The organism is Streptomyces sp. NPDC001231, from assembly GCF_042896885.1.
Taxonomy (GTDB): domain Bacteria; phylum Actinomycetota; class Actinomycetes; order Streptomycetales; family Streptomycetaceae; genus Streptomyces.
Map to the genome: position 1 here is coordinate 1 of NZ_JBIAXS010000052.1, position 20782 is coordinate 20782.

At 69.5% G+C, this 20782-nt stretch carries 22 protein-coding genes and 1 pseudogene; 5 read left to right on the forward strand and 18 right to left on the reverse strand.

The window, feature by feature from the left end; all coding sequences use genetic code 11:
* Positions 1-41: 41 nt before the first annotated feature.
* From ACFY3J_RS37290 to ACFY3J_RS37360, 15 genes and pseudogenes are all read right to left on the reverse strand, one after another.
* Positions 42-2237 carry a hypothetical protein gene (locus ACFY3J_RS37290; protein ID WP_390842729.1) on the reverse strand — a complete coding sequence of 732 codons (2196 nt, stop codon included), beginning with the start codon at positions 2235-2237 and terminating at the stop codon, positions 42-44.
* A 382-nt stretch (positions 2238-2619) separates the two neighbouring features.
* A complete protein-coding gene (locus ACFY3J_RS37295) occupies positions 2620-3111 on the reverse strand; it encodes a hypothetical protein (protein WP_390842730.1) in 492 nt (163 codons plus the stop codon).
* 37 nt (positions 3112-3148) lie between these two features.
* Positions 3149-4012, reverse strand: coding sequence for a DUF317 domain-containing protein (locus tag ACFY3J_RS37300; RefSeq protein WP_390842731.1), 864 nt, complete (start codon positions 4010-4012; stop codon positions 3149-3151).
* 30 nt (positions 4013-4042) lie between these two features.
* Positions 4043-4669 carry an HAD family hydrolase gene (locus ACFY3J_RS37305; protein WP_390842732.1) on the reverse strand — a complete coding sequence of 209 codons (627 nt, stop codon included), beginning with the start codon at positions 4667-4669 and terminating at the stop codon, positions 4043-4045.
* Positions 4666-5817: an MFS transporter gene (locus tag ACFY3J_RS37310; RefSeq protein WP_390842733.1), complete on the reverse strand. Its 1152-nt coding sequence runs from the start codon at positions 5815-5817 to the stop codon at positions 4666-4668. The genes ACFY3J_RS37305 and ACFY3J_RS37310 overlap by 4 nt, the downstream gene beginning before the upstream one ends.
* Positions 5814-7040, reverse strand: a complete 1227-nt coding sequence (locus ACFY3J_RS37315) for an ATP-grasp domain-containing protein (protein ID WP_390842764.1) — start codon at positions 7038-7040, stop codon at positions 5814-5816. The genes ACFY3J_RS37310 and ACFY3J_RS37315 overlap by 4 nt, the downstream gene beginning before the upstream one ends.
* Positions 7041-7129: 89 nt before the next feature.
* Positions 7130-7282: a hypothetical protein gene (locus ACFY3J_RS37320; RefSeq protein WP_390842734.1), complete on the reverse strand. Its 153-nt coding sequence runs from the start codon at positions 7280-7282 to the stop codon at positions 7130-7132.
* 199 nt (positions 7283-7481) lie between these two features.
* Positions 7482-8704: pseudogene (locus tag ACFY3J_RS37325) on the reverse strand (MFS transporter).
* Entirely contained in the window at positions 8701-9216 is a 516-nt protein-coding gene (locus ACFY3J_RS37330; protein ID WP_390842735.1) for a hypothetical protein, read from the reverse strand. Before ACFY3J_RS37330 ends, ACFY3J_RS37325 begins: the two are co-directional and overlap by 4 nt.
* On the reverse strand, positions 9213-10064 hold the full coding sequence (locus tag ACFY3J_RS37335) for a winged helix-turn-helix transcriptional regulator (protein WP_390842736.1): 852 nt from the start codon (positions 10062-10064) through the stop codon (positions 9213-9215). Before ACFY3J_RS37335 ends, ACFY3J_RS37330 begins: the two co-directional genes overlap by 4 nt.
* A gap of 25 nt (positions 10065-10089) precedes the next feature.
* Complete coding sequence (locus tag ACFY3J_RS37340; protein WP_390842737.1) at positions 10090-10500, reverse strand: hypothetical protein; 411 nt, start codon at positions 10498-10500, stop codon at positions 10090-10092.
* Between the two features lie 10 nt (positions 10501-10510).
* A complete protein-coding gene (locus ACFY3J_RS37345) occupies positions 10511-10960 on the reverse strand; it encodes a hypothetical protein (protein WP_390842738.1) in 450 nt (149 codons plus the stop codon).
* Positions 10957-11424 carry a hypothetical protein gene (locus tag ACFY3J_RS37350; protein ID WP_390842739.1) on the reverse strand — a complete coding sequence of 156 codons (468 nt, stop codon included), beginning with the start codon at positions 11422-11424 and terminating at the stop codon, positions 10957-10959. The genes ACFY3J_RS37345 and ACFY3J_RS37350 overlap by 4 nt, the downstream gene beginning before the upstream one ends.
* A 101-nt stretch (positions 11425-11525) precedes the next feature.
* A complete protein-coding gene (locus ACFY3J_RS37355; protein WP_390842740.1) occupies positions 11526-11873 on the reverse strand; it encodes an SH3 domain-containing protein in 348 nt (115 codons plus the stop codon).
* Between the two features lie 148 nt (positions 11874-12021).
* The gene (locus ACFY3J_RS37360; RefSeq protein WP_390842741.1) at positions 12022-12774 is read right to left on the reverse strand and encodes a hypothetical protein; all 753 of its coding nucleotides are present in this window, start codon (positions 12772-12774) and stop codon (positions 12022-12024) included.
* Positions 12775-13171: 397 nt separating this feature from the next.
* On the opposite strand from ACFY3J_RS37360, the gene ACFY3J_RS37365 reads away from it, so the two are divergent.
* Positions 13172-13588 carry a hypothetical protein gene (locus ACFY3J_RS37365; RefSeq protein WP_390842742.1) on the forward strand — a complete coding sequence of 139 codons (417 nt, stop codon included), beginning with the start codon at positions 13172-13174 and terminating at the stop codon, positions 13586-13588.
* Between the two features lie 1004 nt (positions 13589-14592).
* On the opposite strand, the gene ACFY3J_RS37370 is transcribed toward ACFY3J_RS37365, so the two are convergent.
* From ACFY3J_RS37370 to ACFY3J_RS37380, 3 genes are all read right to left on the reverse strand, one after another.
* Positions 14593-15081, reverse strand: coding sequence for a hypothetical protein (locus ACFY3J_RS37370; protein WP_390842743.1), 489 nt, complete (start codon positions 15079-15081; stop codon positions 14593-14595).
* Complete coding sequence (locus ACFY3J_RS37375; RefSeq protein WP_390842765.1) at positions 15078-15638, reverse strand: DUF4913 domain-containing protein; 561 nt, start codon at positions 15636-15638, stop codon at positions 15078-15080. The genes ACFY3J_RS37370 and ACFY3J_RS37375 overlap by 4 nt, the downstream gene beginning before the upstream one ends.
* A gap of 239 nt (positions 15639-15877) precedes the next feature.
* Positions 15878-16633, reverse strand: a complete 756-nt coding sequence (locus tag ACFY3J_RS37380; protein ID WP_390842744.1) for a DNA-methyltransferase — start codon at positions 16631-16633, stop codon at positions 15878-15880.
* 503 nt (positions 16634-17136) lie between these two features.
* On the opposite strand from ACFY3J_RS37380, the gene ACFY3J_RS37385 reads away from it, so the two are divergent.
* The 4 genes from ACFY3J_RS37385 to ACFY3J_RS37400 all read left to right on the forward strand — a co-directional run bounded on the left by ACFY3J_RS37385 (position 17137) and on the right by ACFY3J_RS37400 (position 20718).
* The gene (locus ACFY3J_RS37385) at positions 17137-18252 is read left to right on the forward strand and encodes a C40 family peptidase (protein ID WP_390842745.1); all 1116 of its coding nucleotides are present in this window, start codon (positions 17137-17139) and stop codon (positions 18250-18252) included.
* Between the two features lie 81 nt (positions 18253-18333).
* Positions 18334-18642, forward strand: coding sequence for a DUF6112 family protein (locus tag ACFY3J_RS37390; RefSeq protein ID WP_390842746.1), 309 nt, complete (start codon positions 18334-18336; stop codon positions 18640-18642).
* Positions 18642-19319 (forward strand): hypothetical protein, encoded by a 678-nt coding sequence (locus ACFY3J_RS37395; protein ID WP_390842747.1) that lies wholly within the window; start codon positions 18642-18644, stop codon positions 19317-19319. The genes ACFY3J_RS37390 and ACFY3J_RS37395 overlap by 1 nt, the downstream gene beginning before the upstream one ends.
* Positions 19320-19335: 16 nt before the next feature.
* A complete protein-coding gene (locus ACFY3J_RS37400) occupies positions 19336-20718 on the forward strand; it encodes an ATP-binding protein (RefSeq protein ID WP_390842748.1) in 1383 nt (460 codons plus the stop codon).
* Positions 20719-20782 lie beyond the last annotated feature (64 nt).

Here is a 20782-nt window from a genome sequence, read left to right on the forward strand (position 1 = left end):
CAGCCCCAACGAATACGAACACCGACACCACACGGCTAAGCTCACGCTGGCCGCATGACATGCCAACGCGTGTCCACCACCACGGGGGAAGGCCCCACTGGATCGTCTGGGGTTGCCCACCGCACACGCGAGGTGACCTGGGTGCCGTTCTGGCTGACCAATTCGCGGGAGCTGTACGCCTTGCCCTCCTGCACCATGCCGGCATACCGGTTTCCGTAGAACAGCATGATGATTTGCGCGGACCCGTCACCGCCCTCGGGGCCGCAGTTCGCGCATGCCTGTACAGCACGCAATGGGCCGCGGAGTGCCTTCAGGTCCGCGTCGGACAGTGTCGGAACGTACCCGCTGGAGGCGAACACGTCCGCTGACGCAGGGTTGAACGCGGCGGTCGCGGAGGTGCCGGTGCTGGTCGGGCACAGGTAGTCCAGCAGGCCAGGCGGCACCTTCATGCCCTTCACCTTGGTGCACGTCGAGTTGTGGCTGCTGCCCGCAGGCCCGTCGACGCCCAACATGGTTACCGCCGGCGTCAAACTGTCATCCTTGCGCTTGAACACGGTCGCCGACACCCGGTCCGCATAGAGGCCAGGCACCCAGTCGACCACCGCCCAGCCCCTCCAGCACTTCCGGCCGGTCACCTGCAACTCCACGGCGCCGGTCGTCTCCTTCAAGTCGGCCACCGCCGCCGTCGTGGTCGCGTCATCGGGGCAGTCGGTTGGGTTCTCCCTGGCCGCCCTGTCTGCCGGTGACTCGCGCAAGGTCTTCTCCCACAGCACCTTGTCAATGTGGAACAAGTCCGAGATCTCGACAGCGCTGTCTTTGAAGCCCAGCCATTCCAGATCGATCCCGGCAGTCGTGTACAAGCCGCCGCGCAGCTCGGTCTTGATGGTTCCCTGTCGCCCGAAATTCTCCTTGTAGACGAGCTTCAGGCCCGGGGTGATGTCCAGGTAGGGGCCAACGTCCGTGCCATACAGGTGGAACGAGAGACGGCCGCCGATCTTGATGTTCCCTTCCACCTCGAAGGACGGTGGTTCTTTCAGAGTGAACTTGTTGTCGAACGTGGCGATGCCCTTCGCTTTGCCGCCGTCCGGGACCTCGATGCCAGCCTCGAAATGCGATTCCTGGTTGACTTTCACGGCAGCCTTGCCGCCGAAGCCAGCCCCGCCGGTCAGGGCGCCCTTCACGATGATCACCACCGGCACGGTCCCCAGGGACACCGTGATGACGCCGAGACGAATCGGTTTCTTCGGGTACAGCCAGCTCACGTCGCACTTGGCTTCCACGTTGTTCGACTCGGCTCCGAACCCGGCCGTCTGGGAGGCGGTCAGAGCCCACCTCACGCCCTTCTGCCTGCCGTGGTCCCAACTGGTGTCCAAGGTCATCCGTGGTGTCGTCGCCGTGAACGCCGCCTCCATCAGCAGCGGCAGCGAACCTCCGCCGGCGCACGCCAGACTGCCTTCCTCCCGCTTTGAGTCATCTTTGCCCGCCCCGACATTGGAACTGCTGTCGGCGAAGTTGTGCAGGAAGGAGAACCCTCCCTCGCCGTCCACCTCCAGATCCGGGTCCTCCCCGGTGACAGCACCGGCGGCAAGGAGACCGGCCGTCCCGACCGGCCCGGTGAAGCCGGCATGCCGGGCTGTTGCTGTTCCCTCCCGGCGCATCGCCTCCTCCAACGACACCACAGGTGCGTCCACGATGTTCAGGCGTCCCTGCGGCACAGCCTCCCTCAGCGTCGCCGACTGGGTGACAGCGGTTACCCCGCCGCCGCTCGTGCGGACCTTGGTGACCTTCCGCAGGAGCCCTTCTGGAGTGTCCGGGCCGACCCCGGCCACCAGCACATCACCGACGGCAAGCTTCCTCGCGGTGGCGCTGCCGGGTGCCAAGGTGACCGAACCGGCGTCGACCTCGCGGATCTCCACAGCGCCGACAGGCCTTGTTGTATGAGGGATGACCGTGTTGTAGTCGACGGTCACCGACGCTCTACCGCCAGCAGGCACCGTGGCGGTCTGCTCTACCGTCGGGGGGTACAGGTCATGGTCGGTGCCGCGCACCCTGCCCGCCGTGATGGTGTACCGGCCCGGCTTCACACCGGTGAGGGTACTGGTTCGCGTGACATGCTCCGTCATGCCCTTCGGCCCCCGCACCGTCACGTCGCCGATCTTGCCGTCGGGCAGGCTCCCGACACGCACTTGAAGTTGCCCCTCGGACTCTGACTGCCAGGGCATCCAGCCCTCGTTCACAGCGACGACGCTTCCGCCGACCATGCAGGCGACAACGCTCAAAATGACGCCGCGTCCCCATCGTGTAGAAGGTCTTCCGGCCATCCCCCGTCCTTTCCTAGGCCCTATTTACGCGCCGCACGATACGGTCGGCCAGTTCCCCAAGCTCCAGAACCAGCCATCACGTCCCCCGGGGCGTGGGGCTGCCTGTACTCCTGCCGCAACCAAGCAAGACCTTCGTGACGGGCTACGCCCGGCAGGACAGAGGAGGCACCGAGATCTTCATCGGCGTCATCAAGATCCCTCTTTCCGCCGATGCGCATCCGTAGCGCGACGCATTTGGAAGCCTGACCTACCGATACGGCGACCAGGCGAGGGAACGGGCGGCGCGGGGCACGACTCCTTAGCGGGTGCGGCTTCCACCGCGGGCTGCGGGCGGAGACGGGACCTTCTGAGTGATGCGGCTGACAGCACGGCGCGGTGGGGGCGTCTTCCACGCGCCGGGGAACCAGGTGGACGCGTACTGTTCGATCGCGTCGCGCAGTCCATTGGTGTGGGCGCCTTCCCACGGCACCCAGTCGGAACCGTCGCGGAACTCGTGGCTCGTGCCGTACCCCGACTCCAGCGGGCTGCAGCCCCGGGCCGCGTCGCGGTGGTCGAAGGTCTTGTGGTCCTCGAACCGCATTTCCACGGCGTCGAGTTCGCCTCTGTCCTGGTGGATGGTAGCGAGGCGCAGACCGTCGTACTCGTCGCGGATGGTCCGGGCGAAGTCGATGCGGAGCCGTAGCGGACCGCCAGGTATTGGGGTGGCGTAGTAGGTGTTGCCGACGACGGTTGCCTCGGCGAAGGGGAGCTTCAGGTGCTCCATGAAGAAGGCGCGGGCATGCAGGACCAAGCGGATGTCTCCGGTCGGACGGTGAGGCGGCGGGTGGTCAATGGCGGCGTCCGGGCAGTACCGGCCTGCTGGTGGTGCTCCAGCGCGGGACGCTGGAGGTGGTGGTGAGGGTGGCCGGGCGGCGGTAGGCGGCGCGCTGGACGTCGAGCGGGGTCGGGGCCGGCGGGTTCGGCGGGAGGATGGGGGTGAGCTGGGCCATGCCCTCGACGTAGCTGTAGGTGTCCTCACGCCAGCGGGGCAGCGGCGCGGGGTCGGAGGCGCACTCGGTGACGGCTTTGAGCAGGACGACGGGGGTGTCGGTGCTGGCGGTGGCGTACCAGAGGGGACGGTTGATGGAGGTGCCGGCCCACAGCTGCCAGCGGACGTCGCGGGTGGTCAGCTCGGCTTCCGGGTCGAGGTGGCCGGTGGTGTACTCCAGCCCGGCGAGCCCGTCGGGTGACTGGACGGCGAATACGCCCCAGCGGGGACGGTCGATCAGCCAGCCACGGTTGATGAGCGGAGCGACCGCCAGGAAGGGGTCATGGTCCTTGCTCCCGGAGACCGGCCTGGCGAGGTAGCTGTCCGGTCCCTGTTCGTACGCCTCGGCGAGCGCGGTGGTGAAGGCGGTCACGAACTCGGTGGGACAGCCGTCGTTGAAACAGACACCCCAGACCGGCGGGCCGAATGGGTCCTTGTAGGCGTTGATGCGCCAGAGGCCGTCGTCGTCGCCCTCGGGGAGGTAGCCGAGGCGGACCTTGCGGTCGGGAGCGTTCACGTAGGCGTTGCCGAGGTCGTCGTTGTGGAGTTCCCAGCCGAGGTCGCGGAGTGGATCGAGTCCGGGGTCGCCGATCGCGGTGGCGCGGGCAAGGTAGCGCGGGAAGACGTAGACGTCCCCGTCGATGGTGTCGTCGTGGGGTGGCACAGGATCCTGAGAGGTTGAGGCGGGGGCGGGTCAGGTGGTAGGCAGCAGTGCTGCTTCGAGGTCGGCGGACCGACCGGTGTAATGCAGCGTGCGCAGGCCCAGGCGGCGGGCCGCGTGGCAGTTGTCGGCCCGGTCATCCACGAAGAGCACGCGCCGCGGGTCTGCGGCACCGAGAGCCTGAAGGGCGTGCTGGTAGGCGGCGGGATCGGGTTTGCACACCTCCAGGCGGGCCGAGTACAGGGCCTGGCTCATCAGGCGGCGCCAGTTGTGGCGGTCGAGGATGTCGCTGAGGTGGTGGGGTGCGTTGGACAGGAGCGCCATCGGCAGCCCTGCCCGGTGGGCATGGTGCAGGACTTCCAGGACACGGTCGTCGGTGGCGGTCCACATGTCAGCGTCCACTGCACACAGTTCGCGCAGCATGCGCGGGCCGGGGTGGTAGCCGAGGACCTTGGCCCAGTACGCCAGATCGCTCAGTTGGCCGGCGTCATAGGGCTGGCGTGCGCTCCAGAAGGCACTTTGGAAGGCGGCGAGGTCCTCTTCGGGCCGATTGGCGGTGCGGGCGAGGTGGAGCCACTGGTCGGTGGTGGGCTGCAGGCCGATGACTCCGTTGTAGTCGAGGATGACGGCGTCGAGGGCGGTGGTCGTGTCGGGTCTCAAGGGGTGGGTTTCTCCAGGGCTCGGTGGGCGAGGGCGGCGACGGTGGCTGCGAGCAGGGCGGGCAGCAGCAGTGCCGTGGACAGGGTGGTGATGCTGGCGATGGCGCCGATGAGGGCGGGCCCGGCGAGCAGGCCCAGGTAGCCGGTGACGGCGACCGTGGCGACGGCGCCCGGGCCGCCGACTCCGGCGGCGCTGATCAGGCAGGGAACCGTGGTGGACAGGCCGAGTCCGAAGAGTGCCCAGCCGGCCAGGGCCACGGAGGTGGTGGAGGCGAGGACTCCGGTGGTGAGCCCGATCGCCGCGAGGACGGCTCCGGCCCGCACCACGGCAGCGGGTCCGAAGGCGTCGGTGAGCCGGTCGCCGGTCAGCCGCCCGGTGGCCATGGCCGCGCTGTAGAGGGCGAAGGCGGCGGCGCTCACGGCGGCGGATGCGTCCAGGCTGTGCAGATGGACGGCCGCCCAGTCGGCAGCTGCTCCTTCGCCCAGCAGGCTGGCGGCAGCCAGCGCCCCCAGCAGCCACAGCTTGGCGGACGGCAGCGACACTCCGGTCTCGTCCTGCCCCGTAGTAGCCGGTGGCTGGTGGGTGCCTGTCAGCATCCGAGTTACCGGGGCGGCGACCAGCGCGGCGACGGCCAGAATCAGGCCGGTCGTCAGAAAGAGGGTGCGGTGCGTGGTGTGGACGGTGATCGCGGCCAGGCCGGCACCGCCGAGGGCGCCGAGGGAGTAGGCAGCGTGCAGGGACGACATGATGGGCCTGCCGTAGGCGTTCTGGCACCGCACCGCCGCAGAGTTGGCGGCGACGTCCAGTACGCCGTGCGCGATCCCGAAGGCCAGCGCTGCCATGAGCAGGGAGGTGAGGATGTGGCACTGCCCCAGGAGGGCGAGGCAGCCAGCGAGGCTGACGGCACCGCACACAAGGAGGGCGGGAAGCCGCTCGGGCCGGGCGAGACGGCCACCGGTCTGCAAGCCGACGACCATGCCGAGGGCGGCAGCCAGCAACACCAGGGACAGCTCTGCGGTGCTCAGGCGGGCGGCTTGCTGGACGGCCGGCATCCGAGCGCCCCACACGGCCATCACCACGCCCAGGCCGAGGAAGTAACCGGTCAGCAGGCCGCGGCTGCGGCGGGCGGGGGCGGCTGTGCGGCTCATGCGGCCCTGCCGCTGTCGGCGGACTCGCCGACCGTGTGGGGTGCGACGTCGATGTGGAGGCTGCGGACGACCTGCTCGGCGCGGGCCTGCGCGAGGTCGGCGGTGAGTCCTGTGGTGATCAGGTAGCCGATGCGGGCGGTGAACATGTCGCCGCCGTCGGCGGGCAGCGCCAGGTCGTCACCGGGGTGGTGCTGGAAGTGGACCCTCTCCAGCCACGGCGGGCGCGACCCCTCAAGCTGGAGGCGGTGGAGAGTGCCGGAGGTCTCCGGGTAAATCAGGTGGATCGCGGCAGCCGACGAGTGGGTGGGCGTGAGGTCGGGGGCACGGCCGCAGGCGATGTCGGCTGCGGCGCGCGGCAGGTCGATGCCGGTGGCGAGGCGGACCAGGTGGCCGATCATGTCCCCGGCGATGCGGCCGTTGACCTCGACGAGCCGAGGCCAATCATCCACCAGGCGCATCTCGACATGGCTGACGCCGTCGGTGATCCCAAGCGCACGGATCGCGGCCCGGGCCGCCGAGGCAACCACGCCGAGCAACGGGTCGGCCGCGTCGACCGAGTGCGCCAGCTCTTCGAAGTACGGCGGGTCGCTGACGGTCTTACGGGTGACCGCGACGACGGTGGTCTCACCGCGGTAGGTGACGCACTCGACCGAGGCCTCGGGCCCGTCGAGGTATTCCTCGACCAGGACCCTCGTGCTCTCCATGCCTCCCCTGGCGGCCCGGTGGGCGAACGGGTAGGCGGCGGTGAGCTGGTCGGGGTTGTCGGCGCGGATCACGCCGATGCTGGCCGCGTGTGCGGCGGGCTTCAGGACGACCGGGTAGCCGATCCGCTCGGCCGCGACCTGTGCCTCCCGACGGTTGCGGACGCTCACCGATGCGGCCGACGGGACGCCGTGCCGGGCGAACAGGGCGCGCGCGGTGGCCTTGTTGCGGCACGCCTGCGTCACCTCCGGGGCGGTGGTCGGCAGGCCGAGCTGGCGTGCGAGGCGGGCGACCGGGACGAGATACCACTCGGTCCACGTGAACACCCCGGTGACAACGTGGCGTTCGGCCAGGGCTCGCCCTGCGGCGAACAGCGCCGCCCGGTCGGTCGGGTCCGGCACGACCATGCAGTCGCGGATGTACGGCACCTCCCATGACGGCTCATCGCTGGTGATGAGAACGACGTCGTAGACGGCGGCCACGGACTCAAGGCAGTACCCGCGATATGCCTCGGCTTCCATGTCGGCTGCGGCGACGACCAGGACGACAGGACGGTCGGACAAGAACAGGCTCCTCGAAGATCAGGTAAAGGACGGGGATGGTGAGGGGTTCACGGGCTGCGTCGGCGGCGGATCTCGATCGCGGAAGCCCACTGAGGGTGCTCGGCGAGCAGCCGTCTCGCGTACAGGGCCGTGTAGTTGTTGTTGAGGCCCTTCACCCCGTGCGGGTGGCGCCAGCGCAGGGCCTCGAACACCGCCTTCATCCCGACCCGCTTGGCCCCCGCGGCGAGGTGCTCCTCGACGAGCTGCTCCAGGGCGCAGTAGACCCAGAGGTGCTGGGCATCGAAGGCGCGGAGCTGGCCGGTAAGGGTCGGGCCGTCCCGGTGCGGGAGGGCCAGGCCGGGCAGTCCGTCCTGCGTGGTGGTTGGGCATGAGCGGTGGGGCTCCTCTCGTACCGGGAGGTCAGGCAGGCGGGGTGGGGAGGGTGCGCAGCCGGGTGAAGGCGGTGGCGAGGCCTAGGGCCTGCAGGAGGGCGGCGGCGGTGATGGCGTCCCGAGCTGGGCGGGCGGGACGGCGGCGACGAGCAGGCCGGCGGCGGGGAAGGGCAGCAGGAGCAGCAGGATCGTCATGGCGAGGGTGCTGCCGAACACCTCGCTCGGGATGAGGTGGGAGCGCAGGGTACGCAGGACGACGGTGAGGCCGCCCTCACCGGCCATCAGGACGGCGATCAGCAGGAGGTATCCGCGGTAGGTGTGGGCTTGGGCGACGGCGAGGGTGGCTCCGGCGGCGACGGCGGCAGCTGTGGCGCCGACCGGCCACAGGCCCCATCGGTCGATCGCCCGGCGGGCGGTGGTGATGGCGAGCAGGGAGGCGACAGCCGCGGCGGACCAGATGAGTCCGGCCTCTGCGCTGGAGCGTCCCAGTTCGTTGACCACGATGACCGGCATGGCCGCCTGGAGGATGGCGACGGCCGTGTTGGAGACGATCAGGCCGCCGACCAGCCAGGCGAGGGCGGGAAGGGAGCGAAGCGTCCGCCAGCCTGCTCGTAGCCCGGTCTTGCTGCTGGTGGCGCCGCCCGGAGTGGTCCGCCGGCGCGGGCTGAAAGCGGCGGCGAGGAGGGAGAAGGCGGCGAGTGTGCCGAGCATGAGGGTCGGTCCCCCGTGCTCCAGCAGCAGGCCGGAGACCAGGGGTCCGGCGAGCATTGCGGTCTGATCGATCCCCAGCAGGATGGACTGCACCCGGTGCGCCCGGACTCCGGCGGTCCGGCTCGCCTCGCCGCCGGCGGTCTCCGCTGCGACGTAACTGAACTCGGTGAGGAATCCCGTCAGCGGGGCGAGCGTCATCACCGTCACCGTCGTCGGCACCCCGGTGCGGGGGACTGCCAGCAGGAGCGCGGCGGTCAGGACGACCAGGGCCCGCACGGCGCACGCGGTGCGGAAGACGCGAGCGATGCCGTGCCGGTCGACGACGGTGCCGGCCACCGTGAACGCGCCCAGGCGCGGCAGCCACTCCAGCGCGAAGGCAAGTCCTGTCAGCGCCGCCGACCCCGTGGTCGCCAAGACGATGAGGGGGATGCCGTAGGTGGTCATGGCGAACGCGGCACCGTCGGCGATTCGGGGCAGGTAGACGCCGCGCAACAGGGACGGGACGGGGCGGCGGGCGTGCCGGGTGGTGCGTGCCCTCATGCGGCAAGCTCGTGCTCAGCACTCCGGACCAGCTGCGGGTTGGCGTGCAGCCACTCCTCCAGGAGGTTGCGCAGCCCTGCGAGGTCCGCGGCAGCCTCCGCCCGCACCGGAGAAGCGTCTGCGAATGCCTGGGGACTGTCCTCGGGAGTCAGTATCGGCAGCTTGGTCAGGACAGCGAGGGTGTCCTGGATCCGGCTGGTGAAGTCGGAGACCGGCGCCGGGTAGCCGTGGCGGCGAGCCCAACTGGCTGTCGCGTCGTAGACGTCGGCCAGATGAGAGCCGGACGTGGTCAGGCTGAGGCCGGCGCCGGGTCGGATGCGGAGGAGGCCGAGAGCACGGGCCCGGTCGGTGGTCTGGTGAAGGTGATGCACAGGGAGATCGGCGAGGGTGCGCGACAGTGCGCGCGTCGGGATGGGACCGTTGTCGTCGATCTCGGTGATCAGGCGAATCAGGGCCGGCGAGGACAGCACCGTGCAGGCGTGCTGGACGTCGGCCGCGGAGAGGTTGTTCATCGGCGCGGTCCTCCAGCCGGGAGTGCTGCCTGCGGGCGGGAGGGGGTGGCGTGCGAAAACAGGTCGCCGTACTGCCAGGCCAGGAGTGAGGTCCGGCCGGTCCTGTTCGGTGCGGGCGCGGTGGTCGAGGCCGGCAGCCGCAAAGGGTTGCTGACCCACGTCCGCGGAGCAGGCGCGGCATCCGGGCGTCCCCAGACCGGGTGCTGTGCGGCCTGCGCGAGGGGCTGTCCCGCGGACCACGCGGAGAGAGCGCCGAGGACAGGCCCGAGACCGTCCCCGGCGGCGGACAGGCGGTAGGGCTGCCCGAGACCGTCGGTGTCGACGAGGCCGTCGGCCACGAGCTGACGCAGCGGCGGGTAGATGTTGGTCCCGTCACTGCCGGGCATAACCGTCCTGGCCAGAGTCCGGCCGCCGGCTTCCCCTCGTATCTTCAGGGCCCACAGGATGGTGGCGGCGTGCCGCCGGGTCAGGAGCGTGAGGCTGTCCTCGATCTGCTCGATCGCGGGCAACGGCCGTTCCGGCTTCTCCAGGTACTGCTCGGCCCAGGTGACGATCAGTGGCAGTACCGGCAGCAGCGCAACGGTGCGGTCGGTGTGGCCGTAGGTGACGTGCCGCGGGGTGTGCTCGGTGCGCTGGACGAGGCCGGCATCGCACAGCTGACGCACCTTGGGATGCAGCTGGCCGCTCTGCAGCCAGGACACCTTGTCCGCGATCTCCTTGTACCGCAGGGGCTGCCCGGCGAGGGCCAGCAGGACCCGCACGTTCCAGCGCGGAGTGATCATGGCGAGGGCCTCGGAGACCCGGGCGAGGTCGGCGTCGGTGTCGGGTGGCAGACCGGTGATGGCCACGGAGGAACTCCTGTGTGAGTTGGGGTCAGCGGCTCGGAGCAGCGCTCGTGGCCGGGACGGGAGACGCGGGCACGGTGGGTGCGGGGGCCGGTGACGGCTCGGGCGGGACAACGCGTCCCAGGCTCTGAAGCACGGCCAAGACCGTCTTGGCCTGGATGGCGTGTACGGCGACCGCTTCGGCGAGCCGGCGGGCGCAGTCGAGCACGTGCGATACCTCGTGTGTACCGATCTGTCGCTCGCGGTGGACAAGCTGGGCGAGGCGGTCGCGGTGGAAGGCGATGCTGCGCTCGGCGAAGGCGAGGTCGTGGTGCATGCCGAGGAGGGCAGCGAGCATGCCGGGTGGCTGGTCCTGCGCATGGGCTTCGAGATCGGCCAGCGGTGCGCCGTACAGGTCCTCGATCCGTCCGGCTGTCTCGGTGGACGTCAGGTGGGGCAATCGCGGGCTTTCACGTTCGGCGGGCTCGGGCCGCCCCGGCACGCCGCGGTGTCGGGGTGGCGACGGCCGGAGGCAGGGTGGTGGCGACCCTCGGCTGTGCCATACGGACGGGCCGGGGCTGCTGGCCGGGAGGCGGCATGGTACGCAGCAGGTCTACGAGCGCGGCGCAGTAGCCGTCGCGGGCATCGAGCGCGGCCTCCAGCCACTGCGCATCCATCCGCAATTCGGCTGCGGACAGTTCGTCCATGTCGCGGTCGGCCGCCATGGCGTCGTGCACGCGGTCCCGGACACGAACCACCTGCTCCTCGGCCAGAGCAAGGAAGGACCGCAGCTCCAACGCGCGGGTCAGGGCGGCGGAGACATCGGGATTGGCCACTGTCTCGTACAGCTCGGCGACCGGGGCGCCAAAGACCTGGTGCAACCGGCCATCCGCGGAACTGGGCTTGAGCCGGACACTCACCGCAGCACGCCCCTTCCTGCCGGCGGCGCAGTCGCCGGACGGGGCGGAGTGGTCGGCACTGCCGGGCCCCGGCGCGTACCGCGGAAGCGGACCAGCCGCTCGGTGTCAAGGCCCTGCTTGCCGGGAGCGTTCGGGTCGAGAAGCCACCGGATGACCATGGCTCGCCCATCGCGTGCAGTGACGGCCGCGTTGACGCGGTGGGCCAGATCCATCGTCGGGTCGTCGACCTCGCTGGGCTGGGTCTCCAGCGCGGCGAGCAGGTCGTCCTCCGCGCGTTCGAGCACCGTCTGCGATTCGAGGAGAAGGCCGTGCCACTTGACGACATCGGTGGCCGCGGGATTGGCAGCCGGCGCCGCATCGACCGCGGCCTTCAACTGGTCCATGTTCATTCCGAAGAGCGCCTCGATCTGTTCGGTGAGCACGCCCACGGCATCGTCCATGCCGTCGGATACGTCGTCGGACAAGGAGAACTCCTCTCCGGAGGGCGCAACGGCCCCGTTGCTCTTGGGAGGGAAATGGAGCGCTTAACTCACCCTCGTTACGGTGAGTTGCTGCCGAGCGCCTCTCAGTCGAGGCACATTCGGACGTCTCGGTAGACGTAGGTGTCGGACACCCAGCCCTTCACGCCGGTGGTCTTGTCCGTGATGTAGTGCCAGTTACCGCTGGTCTTGTGGACGGTGAACTTGTGGCCGCGGTAGAGGATGCCGACGCTGGTGGACTTGGCCGACGTCTTGGAGCGGATGGTGACCGCCTGCGTGCCGATGACCCACGGACCAGGCTGTTCGCACGGACGGGTGGCCGGGGGACTGCTCGGCGCGGATGCCGGAGCGGCCGTGGCCGCCGTCGCCAACGCGATCGGCAGGGCGAGCGCGCCGAGCATCGCGGCGGCTATCGCAATTCGGGTCGAGCGCATGCGGAAGGAACCTCCGTACGGGAAAAGGGAATGCGTGGAGAGGCGGCCGGGTGGTCGTCCCGGCGGCGGTATAAGAGTCCGGAGAATCGCCGGTTTGGCCAACCGGCGATCGTCGGCTATGTTCCGCCTCGCCAGTCGGTGTTCACGCTCAGCGTGATCGGCCTGGCGGGCGCGAAACCGACGCCTTCGGCACAGTGGCCAGGCGGGTAAAGGGTGGGGCCGGGCAAACTGGTGGGAGGGTTTTCTTCTTGCCGCTGAGCCGGTCGTCGCACCAGTGGAGGGCTTCTTCGACCGTGGCGAAGCCGCCCTCGCGCAGCGTGTGGGTCGAGGCGTCGGTATCGACTTCCTCGACCACGACACGGAACGGAGAAGGGGCTCGCTCATCGAGGACGCGCAGGATCACCATGGTGACCATGTCGTCCGGGTCGTCCCGGGTGTAGGAGTAGCCGAGCGCGTAGTAATCCCCATCCCCCATGAGCCGTCGCTCCAGCGTCCGCGTCGTCTCGTCTGCCGGCGCAGTGCCCAGCTCGGTGTCGAGTGCGATGGCCCCGGGCGGACAGCCGCGGTGGATCAGCCAGGACTGCGCCATCGCGGGCAGCGGCAGCTGCGCCTGTTCGAAGCGGAACGTCCGCTTCTCCTGATCTCGCTGCAGGTGGAGAGTGACGTACTGGGGGACACCAGGGTGGTCGTAGGTGGCCGAGGAGTCGTGCAGGACGTAGAAGCTGTGGACGTCATCGGCGCTGTGGTGCTCGGCGAGCGGGACGAGCATGTCCTCGATCACACCGATCCGACGGAAGAACGCGTCGGTGGTCTGCTCGTCGGCGTCGAGGCCGTCCAGCCGGAAGTCCAGTTCAGGGCCCGGACCTCGGTCGGCAGGTGGGGTCGGTTGGAGGGAGGGCATGGAGCCTTTCGATGGGGAGTCGGTGCGGGTCAGTGCCGATGTGCAGTGGTGGACGGCCACGCTCCCGGCCGCGCCGCCCGTTTCGGCGCCTCGGCCGGTTTGGGGCTGCGGTTGGTGACCAGCGCGGCGCGGCTGGCTCGGTCAGGGTGACCGGCTGACCTGCGTGGACGGGGTGGCCGGTGTCCCGGGAGAAGAGACCGGCGGGTGGCGAGTGGGACGGTGTCGGTAATGATCGCGGTACCGGGGACGAGGCCGAAGTTCCAACTCAGGCCGAGCAGGGCCAGGAAGAGCGCGGAGCGGGCGACTGAGTCGCAGAGGGCAAGGGCGAGGATGCCAGCAGCACGCTGGATGATTCCGGCCTTCATGCGGCCGTATCGAGGGCAAAGGAGCGAAGAACATGACGACATGGGGACTGGTCATCGAGACGACCGTGGGTGTCGGGGAACGCAAGCACACCGAGGCATACCTGGTGGCTCACATCACCGGATCGCGTGAGGAGGCACTCGCCGAGCTGGAACGGCGGGCGCGGAGCCACTCACCCGAGCACCCCAGAAGCCCCAAGCGCCGTCGGCTCCTGCGGCGGGACGACGGGTTCCTGCTCGTCATAGACGGGGCGTGGCAGTCATTCGTCACCCGGTTCACGGTGGCGGAGCTGCTCGAGGACTCTGATGCGCCCGCCGCCCCGGAACCTGTGGTGGAGGCGCCGGGTGCGCCCGTCGCTGCAGCGGCTGAGCCTGTTGAGCAGCAGGTTGAGTGGTACGCAGACGGGGTGCCGGTCAAGCCGGCGTGGCTGGGGCGCAATGACTTGCCGTGAGTACGTCCGCCGAAGTTGCCCGACACCAACGCCCCCGGAGATCGAAGGTCACCGCGACTCACACCAACGGGGTGGGCAGGCGCTGAGCGGCGCGGCGGTGTACGGCGCCAGTCGTTGCCTCTCTCAGGCGCTATCGGCGGCTTCCAGGGGCCGCCGCAGAGAGCGCGGCGGCCTTCCGCCGACGCCTCCGGCTCAGCTGGGTCTGCCCTCGCTGCCCCGATCGTGGAGCGCCGGCTCCCCGCCAGGGCGAGGCCGACCGCGGCCAGGTCGGAATGCAACCGCTCGGTCCGCTGACCGTGACGGCGGGGCAGGCCGGGTATCCGCTCGGCGAAGGTCCTTCGCCTGCACGAGACGTTCTGGCAGATGAACCGGCGCGCCCGCAGGCGGAGGACAACGCTTCGTCCAGCGCTGGGAACATCTGCGGGAAATCGAAGGTAGGAGCCGTGAACCCGGCTGAACCATGTACCGCAGTCCCGGCATGGGGCTCCCGTCGCGATGCGGACTCCGTGTATTTACCTGAGATTCCACGCGTGATGTCGGAGACGGCGTCCGCTTGAACTGCGACGATCGCCGGCCATGGCGCGACATCACGCAAAGATCATCAGTAACCGCCAGCTCCCCAAACCGACCAGCTTGCACAGGCCGTCTGATCAGCCCACCTTGCGGCGAGGCAAGAAGCGGCGCCGCAATCGGTCACCGATCTCACCTACGACGATCACCAGCACAGCACTCGCCGCGCACCCCACAAGGCTCGCTGACTGACCGAGCACCTTGCTCAAGAACCAAAAAGCAGCGGTGATACCCGCCCACCACATAGCCCACAAGCTGATCACAGACCACCAGCGCCGCCTCTTCACGGCATCACGATACGTCTTCCGATGCCCGCATCCGGATGGTCGGGGTTCAGAAACAGCTACTACTGATGCACTTTGCGTGATGTCGCGCCATGGCCGGCGATCGTCGCAGTTCAAGCGGACGCCGTCTCCGACATCACGCGTGGAGTCTCAGTAACGGGTGTGAAGGTGCTGGGGGTTCTGCGCAGGGCGGAGCAGGCCCGGCATCGCGGACGGCAGTGGTTCCGGCCTCGGTACCGGACTTGGGGTCGTGAGCTGCGGGGAGCGGGAGCGTGCCGCGTGCGTGCGGGCGCTCAGCGGCCGGCGGGACATCCCCAGGCGACGTCCGACCTCGTCGTAGACGTCGTTGCCCGCCCGAGGCCGGACAGCGACAACGTGGATCTCCCGCCGGTGTGCCGACGTCTCAGGCGCCGGACGCACGCCATAGACGACTCGCCAGTCTTTCCGCGTGTCCACGAACAGCTTGCGGTAGCCCTCCAAGTCGCCCGTGAGCCGAAGCCCGAAGCGCTGGGCGTTCACCACTTCCTGCAGGTAGGCGAGGGTGAGGTCGCGGATGTCGCTGGGGGCCTGCAGGAGGTCGGTCAGAGCGCGGGGATCGAAGCTCAGGCCGAAGGCCGGCCGCTGCTGCCCCTCGCTCATGCCATCAGCTCGTACGACTCACCGGACCCGGACGATTCCGACCGCGGCTCTGTCGCCGCCTTCTCCGTCCGCGTCGACGGGGGTGGGCCAGGAAGGATGCGGTGCGCGGGTCGCTCCGGGGAGGTCATGCACGCGGACAGTGGTCCCCCAGGCGCGCGAATCGCCGCCATGGCGTGCGTCAGGAAGTCCCGGTGCCACACGAGCATCCCGGACAGGCCCGCCTCGGGGTCCTTGTGCTGCTGATGGGCGAGCCACAGGGCGTGGAGCCAGGCGACGACGTCGTCGTGCTCCTGCCACTGCAGGCACCAGGGCGCTGCCGTGGTGACTTCCGCCCCGTAGACCGGGAGAAGGAAGTCGTCCACCCAGTCCGAAAGAGCGTCGAGTTCGTCCTCGTACTCCTCGCCCTCCAGCTCCAGAATGGGGCGCGGCTCTGGTGGAGCAGCTGACGCCGGTCCGCCGAAGCCCGGCATACCGAACGCGGCGAAAGGCGATCCGCCAGGGGCCGGAGCGGAGGCCAGGTGGTCGAGCTGCCGAGCCTGCTGCGCCGACTGCTCCATCAACCGCCGGACGCTGGCCTCGATCCCCTCCAATTGGGGATCCGGGATGTGGACCGGCTCCAACTCCCCTTCTGCCTGGGGTTCTACGGATTCAGGCATGAGAGCAATGGCCTCCTAAGCCGTGGGGGTGAGGGGAAGCGAAAGCGGTGATGAGCAGACCGGACCCTGGACGAATGGCACGACGCGGTGGGCGCCGCGGAAGGTGCCGACTTTCGCCGTAGAGAACGCTGTTGTGGTGTTCAGGCGGTGAGCACCATGTCGTCCTGGGTGAGGGTCTCGCGGATTGTCTCCGTGAGCCGGTCCGCCGCGATGGAGGCGTAGTGCTCCGTCTTCTCCACGCCGATGAAGTCCCGGCCTTCGAGCAGGGCGGCGACGCCGGTGGAGCCGGAGCCGGCGCAGAAGTCGAGCACTGTGCCGCCTTCGGGGCAGATCTTGACCAGCTCGCGCATCACCTCGACGGGCTTTTGCGTGATGTGCTGGCGCTTCGCCCCGGACGGCTGCGAGGCGCTGTAGAGGCCGGGGAGGTAGACCGGGTTGCGGGAGCCGTCGATCGCTCCCTTCGAAGCCCAGACGATGAACTCGCAGTTCTGGGTGAAGCGTCCCTTCTGGGGCCTGGCCTGCGGCTTGTGCCAGGCCAGCACGCCGCGCCACAGCCAGCCGGCCGCCTGGATGGCATCCGTTGTGACGGGGAGCTGGCGCCAGTCGGTGAACAGGAGGGCGGTGCCCCCGGTGCGGGTGAGCCGATGGGCCTCGGTCATGATCTGCGTCAGCCAGAACGCGTACGAGCGTTGGTCCATGTTCTCGCCGGTGAAGTCAGGCAGGGCATGCTTGGCGTCGGCGGAGGTGTACTTCTGCTTTGCGCTGCGGCTGGTGCGCTCCTTCGCGGTCCGGCCGCCCGAGTTGTACGGCGGGTCGGTGATCACGGAGTCGACGCAGTCGTCCGGCAGCCCGGTGAGGACGCTCAGGGCGTCGCCATGGTGCAAGGAAAAAGGCAAAGAGGAACCCCGATTCGGGTGGGAATGTGGAGCAGAACTGCCCGTCGCACATGCGATTTCCCGGGGACCGAAACTGGGCATGCAGAAACCCAGGGTCGCTTGGCGGGGAGGGCGAGGGGAGTCCCAAAACTGTAGAGGTGATTCGGCGGTTGACCAAGAAGTTCCTCGCTGAGGGGCCGGAATCCGTCCCCTCACGCTGACTTTTTGGTCAACCGCCCATTGGGGCCTACTGTTTTCGAACCGCCCGGCGCACACCGTCGCTGGCACCTTCTCACCACGCCGTGCAGAGGTACCCCTGGCCCCGGCATCCCTAGCTCCCCGGCCCGCGGATCGAGCGGCAACTCGTTCGCGGGCCGGCGCCCCTTGATCGCCCGCTCCGGCCGCCGCGCCCTTCCACCCGTCTTCGCGCGTACGCGGCACGCCGCCTCTCCGAAGGAGACCTTCGTGACGTCTCGTCACCCGCCTCTGCCCGCATCATCCGCTGCGCGAGGGGGCCGGGCAGGTTGAAGGCGCTCGCCGCCGGCATCGGCGTCGTCGTCCTCTCCCCCCTCCTCCTCGGCGGCGCGGCCATGATGATGGCCACGTCCAGCGAAGCCGCCGCACAAAGCAGCACGTTCTTCCAGTGCCTGCCCGACCTGGACACCGACAAGGTCACCGAACAGGTCACCGAGATCCTCGACGGTACGGACGCCTCCGACGTCGACATCGAGGACCTCGACCTGCCCGGTGAGCAGATCCCGAACGCACAGGCCGTCGTCGCTACCGGGATCAGCCTCCACGTGCCCAGGCGCGGACAGATCATCGCTCTCGCCACCGCCATGCAGGAATCCCGACTGCGCAACCTTGCCTACGGAGACCGCGACTCCCTCGGCCTGTTCCAGCAACGGCCCAGCCAGGGCTGGGGCATGGCCGAGCAGATCCGCGATCCCGTCTACGCGTCCGAGAGGTTCTACAAGGCGCTTCTGCAGGTGAGCGGCTGGCAGCAGATGACCGTGACCCAGGCCGCCCAAGCCGTGCAGAAGTCCGGCTACCCGGACGCCTACGCCCAGTGGGAGCCGCTGGCGACCGCGCTGCAGGCGGCCATCGCCACCACCTTCCCCGGCGCCAGCGACGATGCCGCCCAGGAGACCGACGACGCACCCTCGCTGTCCGACTGCATCACGCAAGACGGCTCGTCCTTCGGCAAGATCCCGGAAGGCGCCATTCCGAATGGATACAAGATCCCCAAGGACGCCGACCCGCGCGCCCGCAAGGCGATCGTCTGGGCGATGCATCAGCTCGGCACGATGTACCAGTGGGGCGGCACCTGCACCGCGCCGCACGGACCGGACCCGATGGGCCGCTGCGACTGCAGCTCGCTGATGCAGCAGGCGTACGCCAAGGCCGGCATCCAGCTCACCCGCACCACGTACACGCAGGTCAACGAGGGCAAGGCCGTCTCCGTGAAGGCCATGAAGCCCGGTGCCCTGATCTTCAGCCGCGGCACCGCCGTACGTCCCGAGCACGTCGGCATGTATCTGGGCGAGGGGCTCGTCATCGAAGCCCCGCGCACGGGCAAGCCCGTGCGCATCAGCCCGCTCAAGGACTGGGACGTCCTCGCCGTGCGCCGCGTCCTGTGACGCCCACCTCCGCCCGACCCGCCCCTTCCGCTTCCCGCTTCGGCCCTCTGGCCCGTGTACGCAAGGAGCCTTGCCGCACCCATGACACCTCTCGCCGACCGGCTCTATCTCGCCTTCGACCCCGGGATCACTCCCAAGGGCGGTGGCCTGCCGGGGCTCTCCGTCCTGAAGAACGTTGTCAGCTCCATCAACATGTTCGGCATCATCGCCGTCGTCGGCGCCCTCGCCGTCAGCCTGGCGGTGTGGGCCTGGGGACACCACACCGGTGGCCACCAGGCCGAGGCGAACGGCAAGAAGGGCGCGGTCGTGGCCGCGGGCGCCGCCCTCGGACTCGGCGCCGCGAACGGCATCGTCGCCTTCTTCTCAGCCCTGGGGTCGCAGGTCCACTGATGAAGAAGCGATTCCCCCTGTCGAACTACGGCATCGGCTGGTCGGCAAACCGCCGCATCCTCGTGATCGCCGCGATTCTGGCGTCGCTGCTCACCCTGGCCGGCGTGACCGCCCACGTCGCCGGCCGCAACGGGCAGCACCACTCTTCGGCCGGCCCGACGCCGCCCAGCCCGGCATCGTCGGCCCCCTCCTCCGAGGAACCGGGAGCCGAGACGGGGTCGGTGCCCCGGCCTCCGCGGATCTCCGATCCCCTCGCCTTCGCCAAGGCCATAGCCCAGATGCTGTGGTCCTACGACACCCGCGACACCAGCCGCGAGCAGCAGCTCGCTGGCATGGAGGCGCGGATGACGAAGGAGAGCGAGTACAGCGACTGGGCCTCGGTCTCCGCGCAGATGCCCGACCCGACCCTGTGGTCGCGGATGGCCGACCAGAGGCAGCACGCCACGGCCACCATCACCGAGGCTCACTATCCGGCCGCGTTCAAGCAGGCCCTGGCCGAGGACCCTTCCGCGATCACCGAGGCGTACATCTACGCCGTGACTGTCACCGGCAAGCAGACCATCGCCTGGGCCAAGGGCGGCGGTGGGGCGGAGGACCGTTCCATCACCCTCGCCGTGCAGTGCCGGCCCTCGGCCGACTGCTCGCTCGTCGCTATCGCCCCGAACGTCGTGCCCTGACCGAAAGGAGGTTCCCATGGGGTTCTGTGATCTCCCCCTCGCGGACAAGGTCTGCGCGGTCGGCGAAGCCGTGGATTTCGTCTCCGATCCCGGCAAGGCGATCGGCGACTGGATGGCCAGGAGCGCCGGCGAATTCGCCGCCGCCTCGGTCGACCTCGCAGCCAGGGCGGTCGACTCCACCACTGGCGTCGACCTCAACGCGGGCTGGTTCCGCGATAACTACGAGACGATCCTCCCGATCGCCTTGGTCGTTCTGGTGGCGACCTTCTGCGCCCAGCTCGTCCGTGCCGCGGTCAGACGCGACGGCCAGGCCCTGATGCAGGCATTCACCGGCACGGCTTCCGGTGTGATCTTCGCGTTCGCCGCCATCGCCCTGACCACCGTCGCGATCGAAGTGGTCGACGCGCTGTCCGCCGGTCTACTCAAGGCCGCGAACCTGGACATCGAGTCTGCGGTCCGCCGCATTGTCAAGGTCGGGCAGCTCGGCGCCGTCAGCAGCCTGGGGTGGCTCGTGATGGTGTTCGCCGCGCTCGGGGCCGCCCTCGGAGCGCTCCTCTACTGGTGCGTGATGATGGTCCGCAAGGTCGGCATCCTGGTCATGGTCACGCTGGCCGCGTTCGCCGGGGCCGGCGGTGGTTGGGAGGTCGCACGCCGGTGGCGCAAGGGCTGGATCGAGGCCACCGCCACCCTTGTCGTCTCCAAGCTGCTGATGACGATCATCTTCGTCCTCGGCGTCGCGGCCATGGGCAGGACCGAGGCCGAGGACGGCCTGGCCGCGCTGGCCGATGTCCTCGCGGGCATCGTGATCATGATCTTGGTGTTGCTCTGCCCCTACGCGACCTTCAAGTTCGTGCATTGGGCGGCCGAAGGGTCCGACGGGGAAACGTTGCACCGTGCCGGCGGCGCCGGTGCGCAGCTCGCCAAGCAGCACGCCGAGCGCACCGGGAAAAAGGCAGCCGCGATGGCGGCCACCGCCGGAACCGGCGGTGCGGCCGCCGGAGCCGGGGCCGCTCCACAGGGACCGGACTCGATCCCAGGGGATGGCGGGTTTCCCGGCGACATCGCCCCCGGCCCGAGCGGCAAAGGCAGCGGCCAGGAGAGCACGCAGTCCGGCGGCTCGGGCGCCCCGTCTGGCGGAGACGCCGTCAAGTCCGGCCTGGGGAAGGCCGTACCGCCTGCGCCGACCAGCGTCACCGAGGATACGAGCGGCCAGGTCGGCGGCGGTCCCGCCGGTGGCGGCTCAAGATCCGGTGCTGCGTCCGGTCAGGTCGGTGGGTGGAGTTCCACGCCGCCGTCCACCACGCCTCCGCCGCAGGGCGCCCCGCCGTCCTCCGGCTCACAGGCGGCCGGTGCCGGCAGTGGCGCGGTGTTCCCTCCGCCTCCCCCGACCAGCCTCTGATCGCCCTGGCCATGCCCGGGGGCGGGACGGGCACTTCGCTCCCCGCACCCGGGTCCCGCCAGCG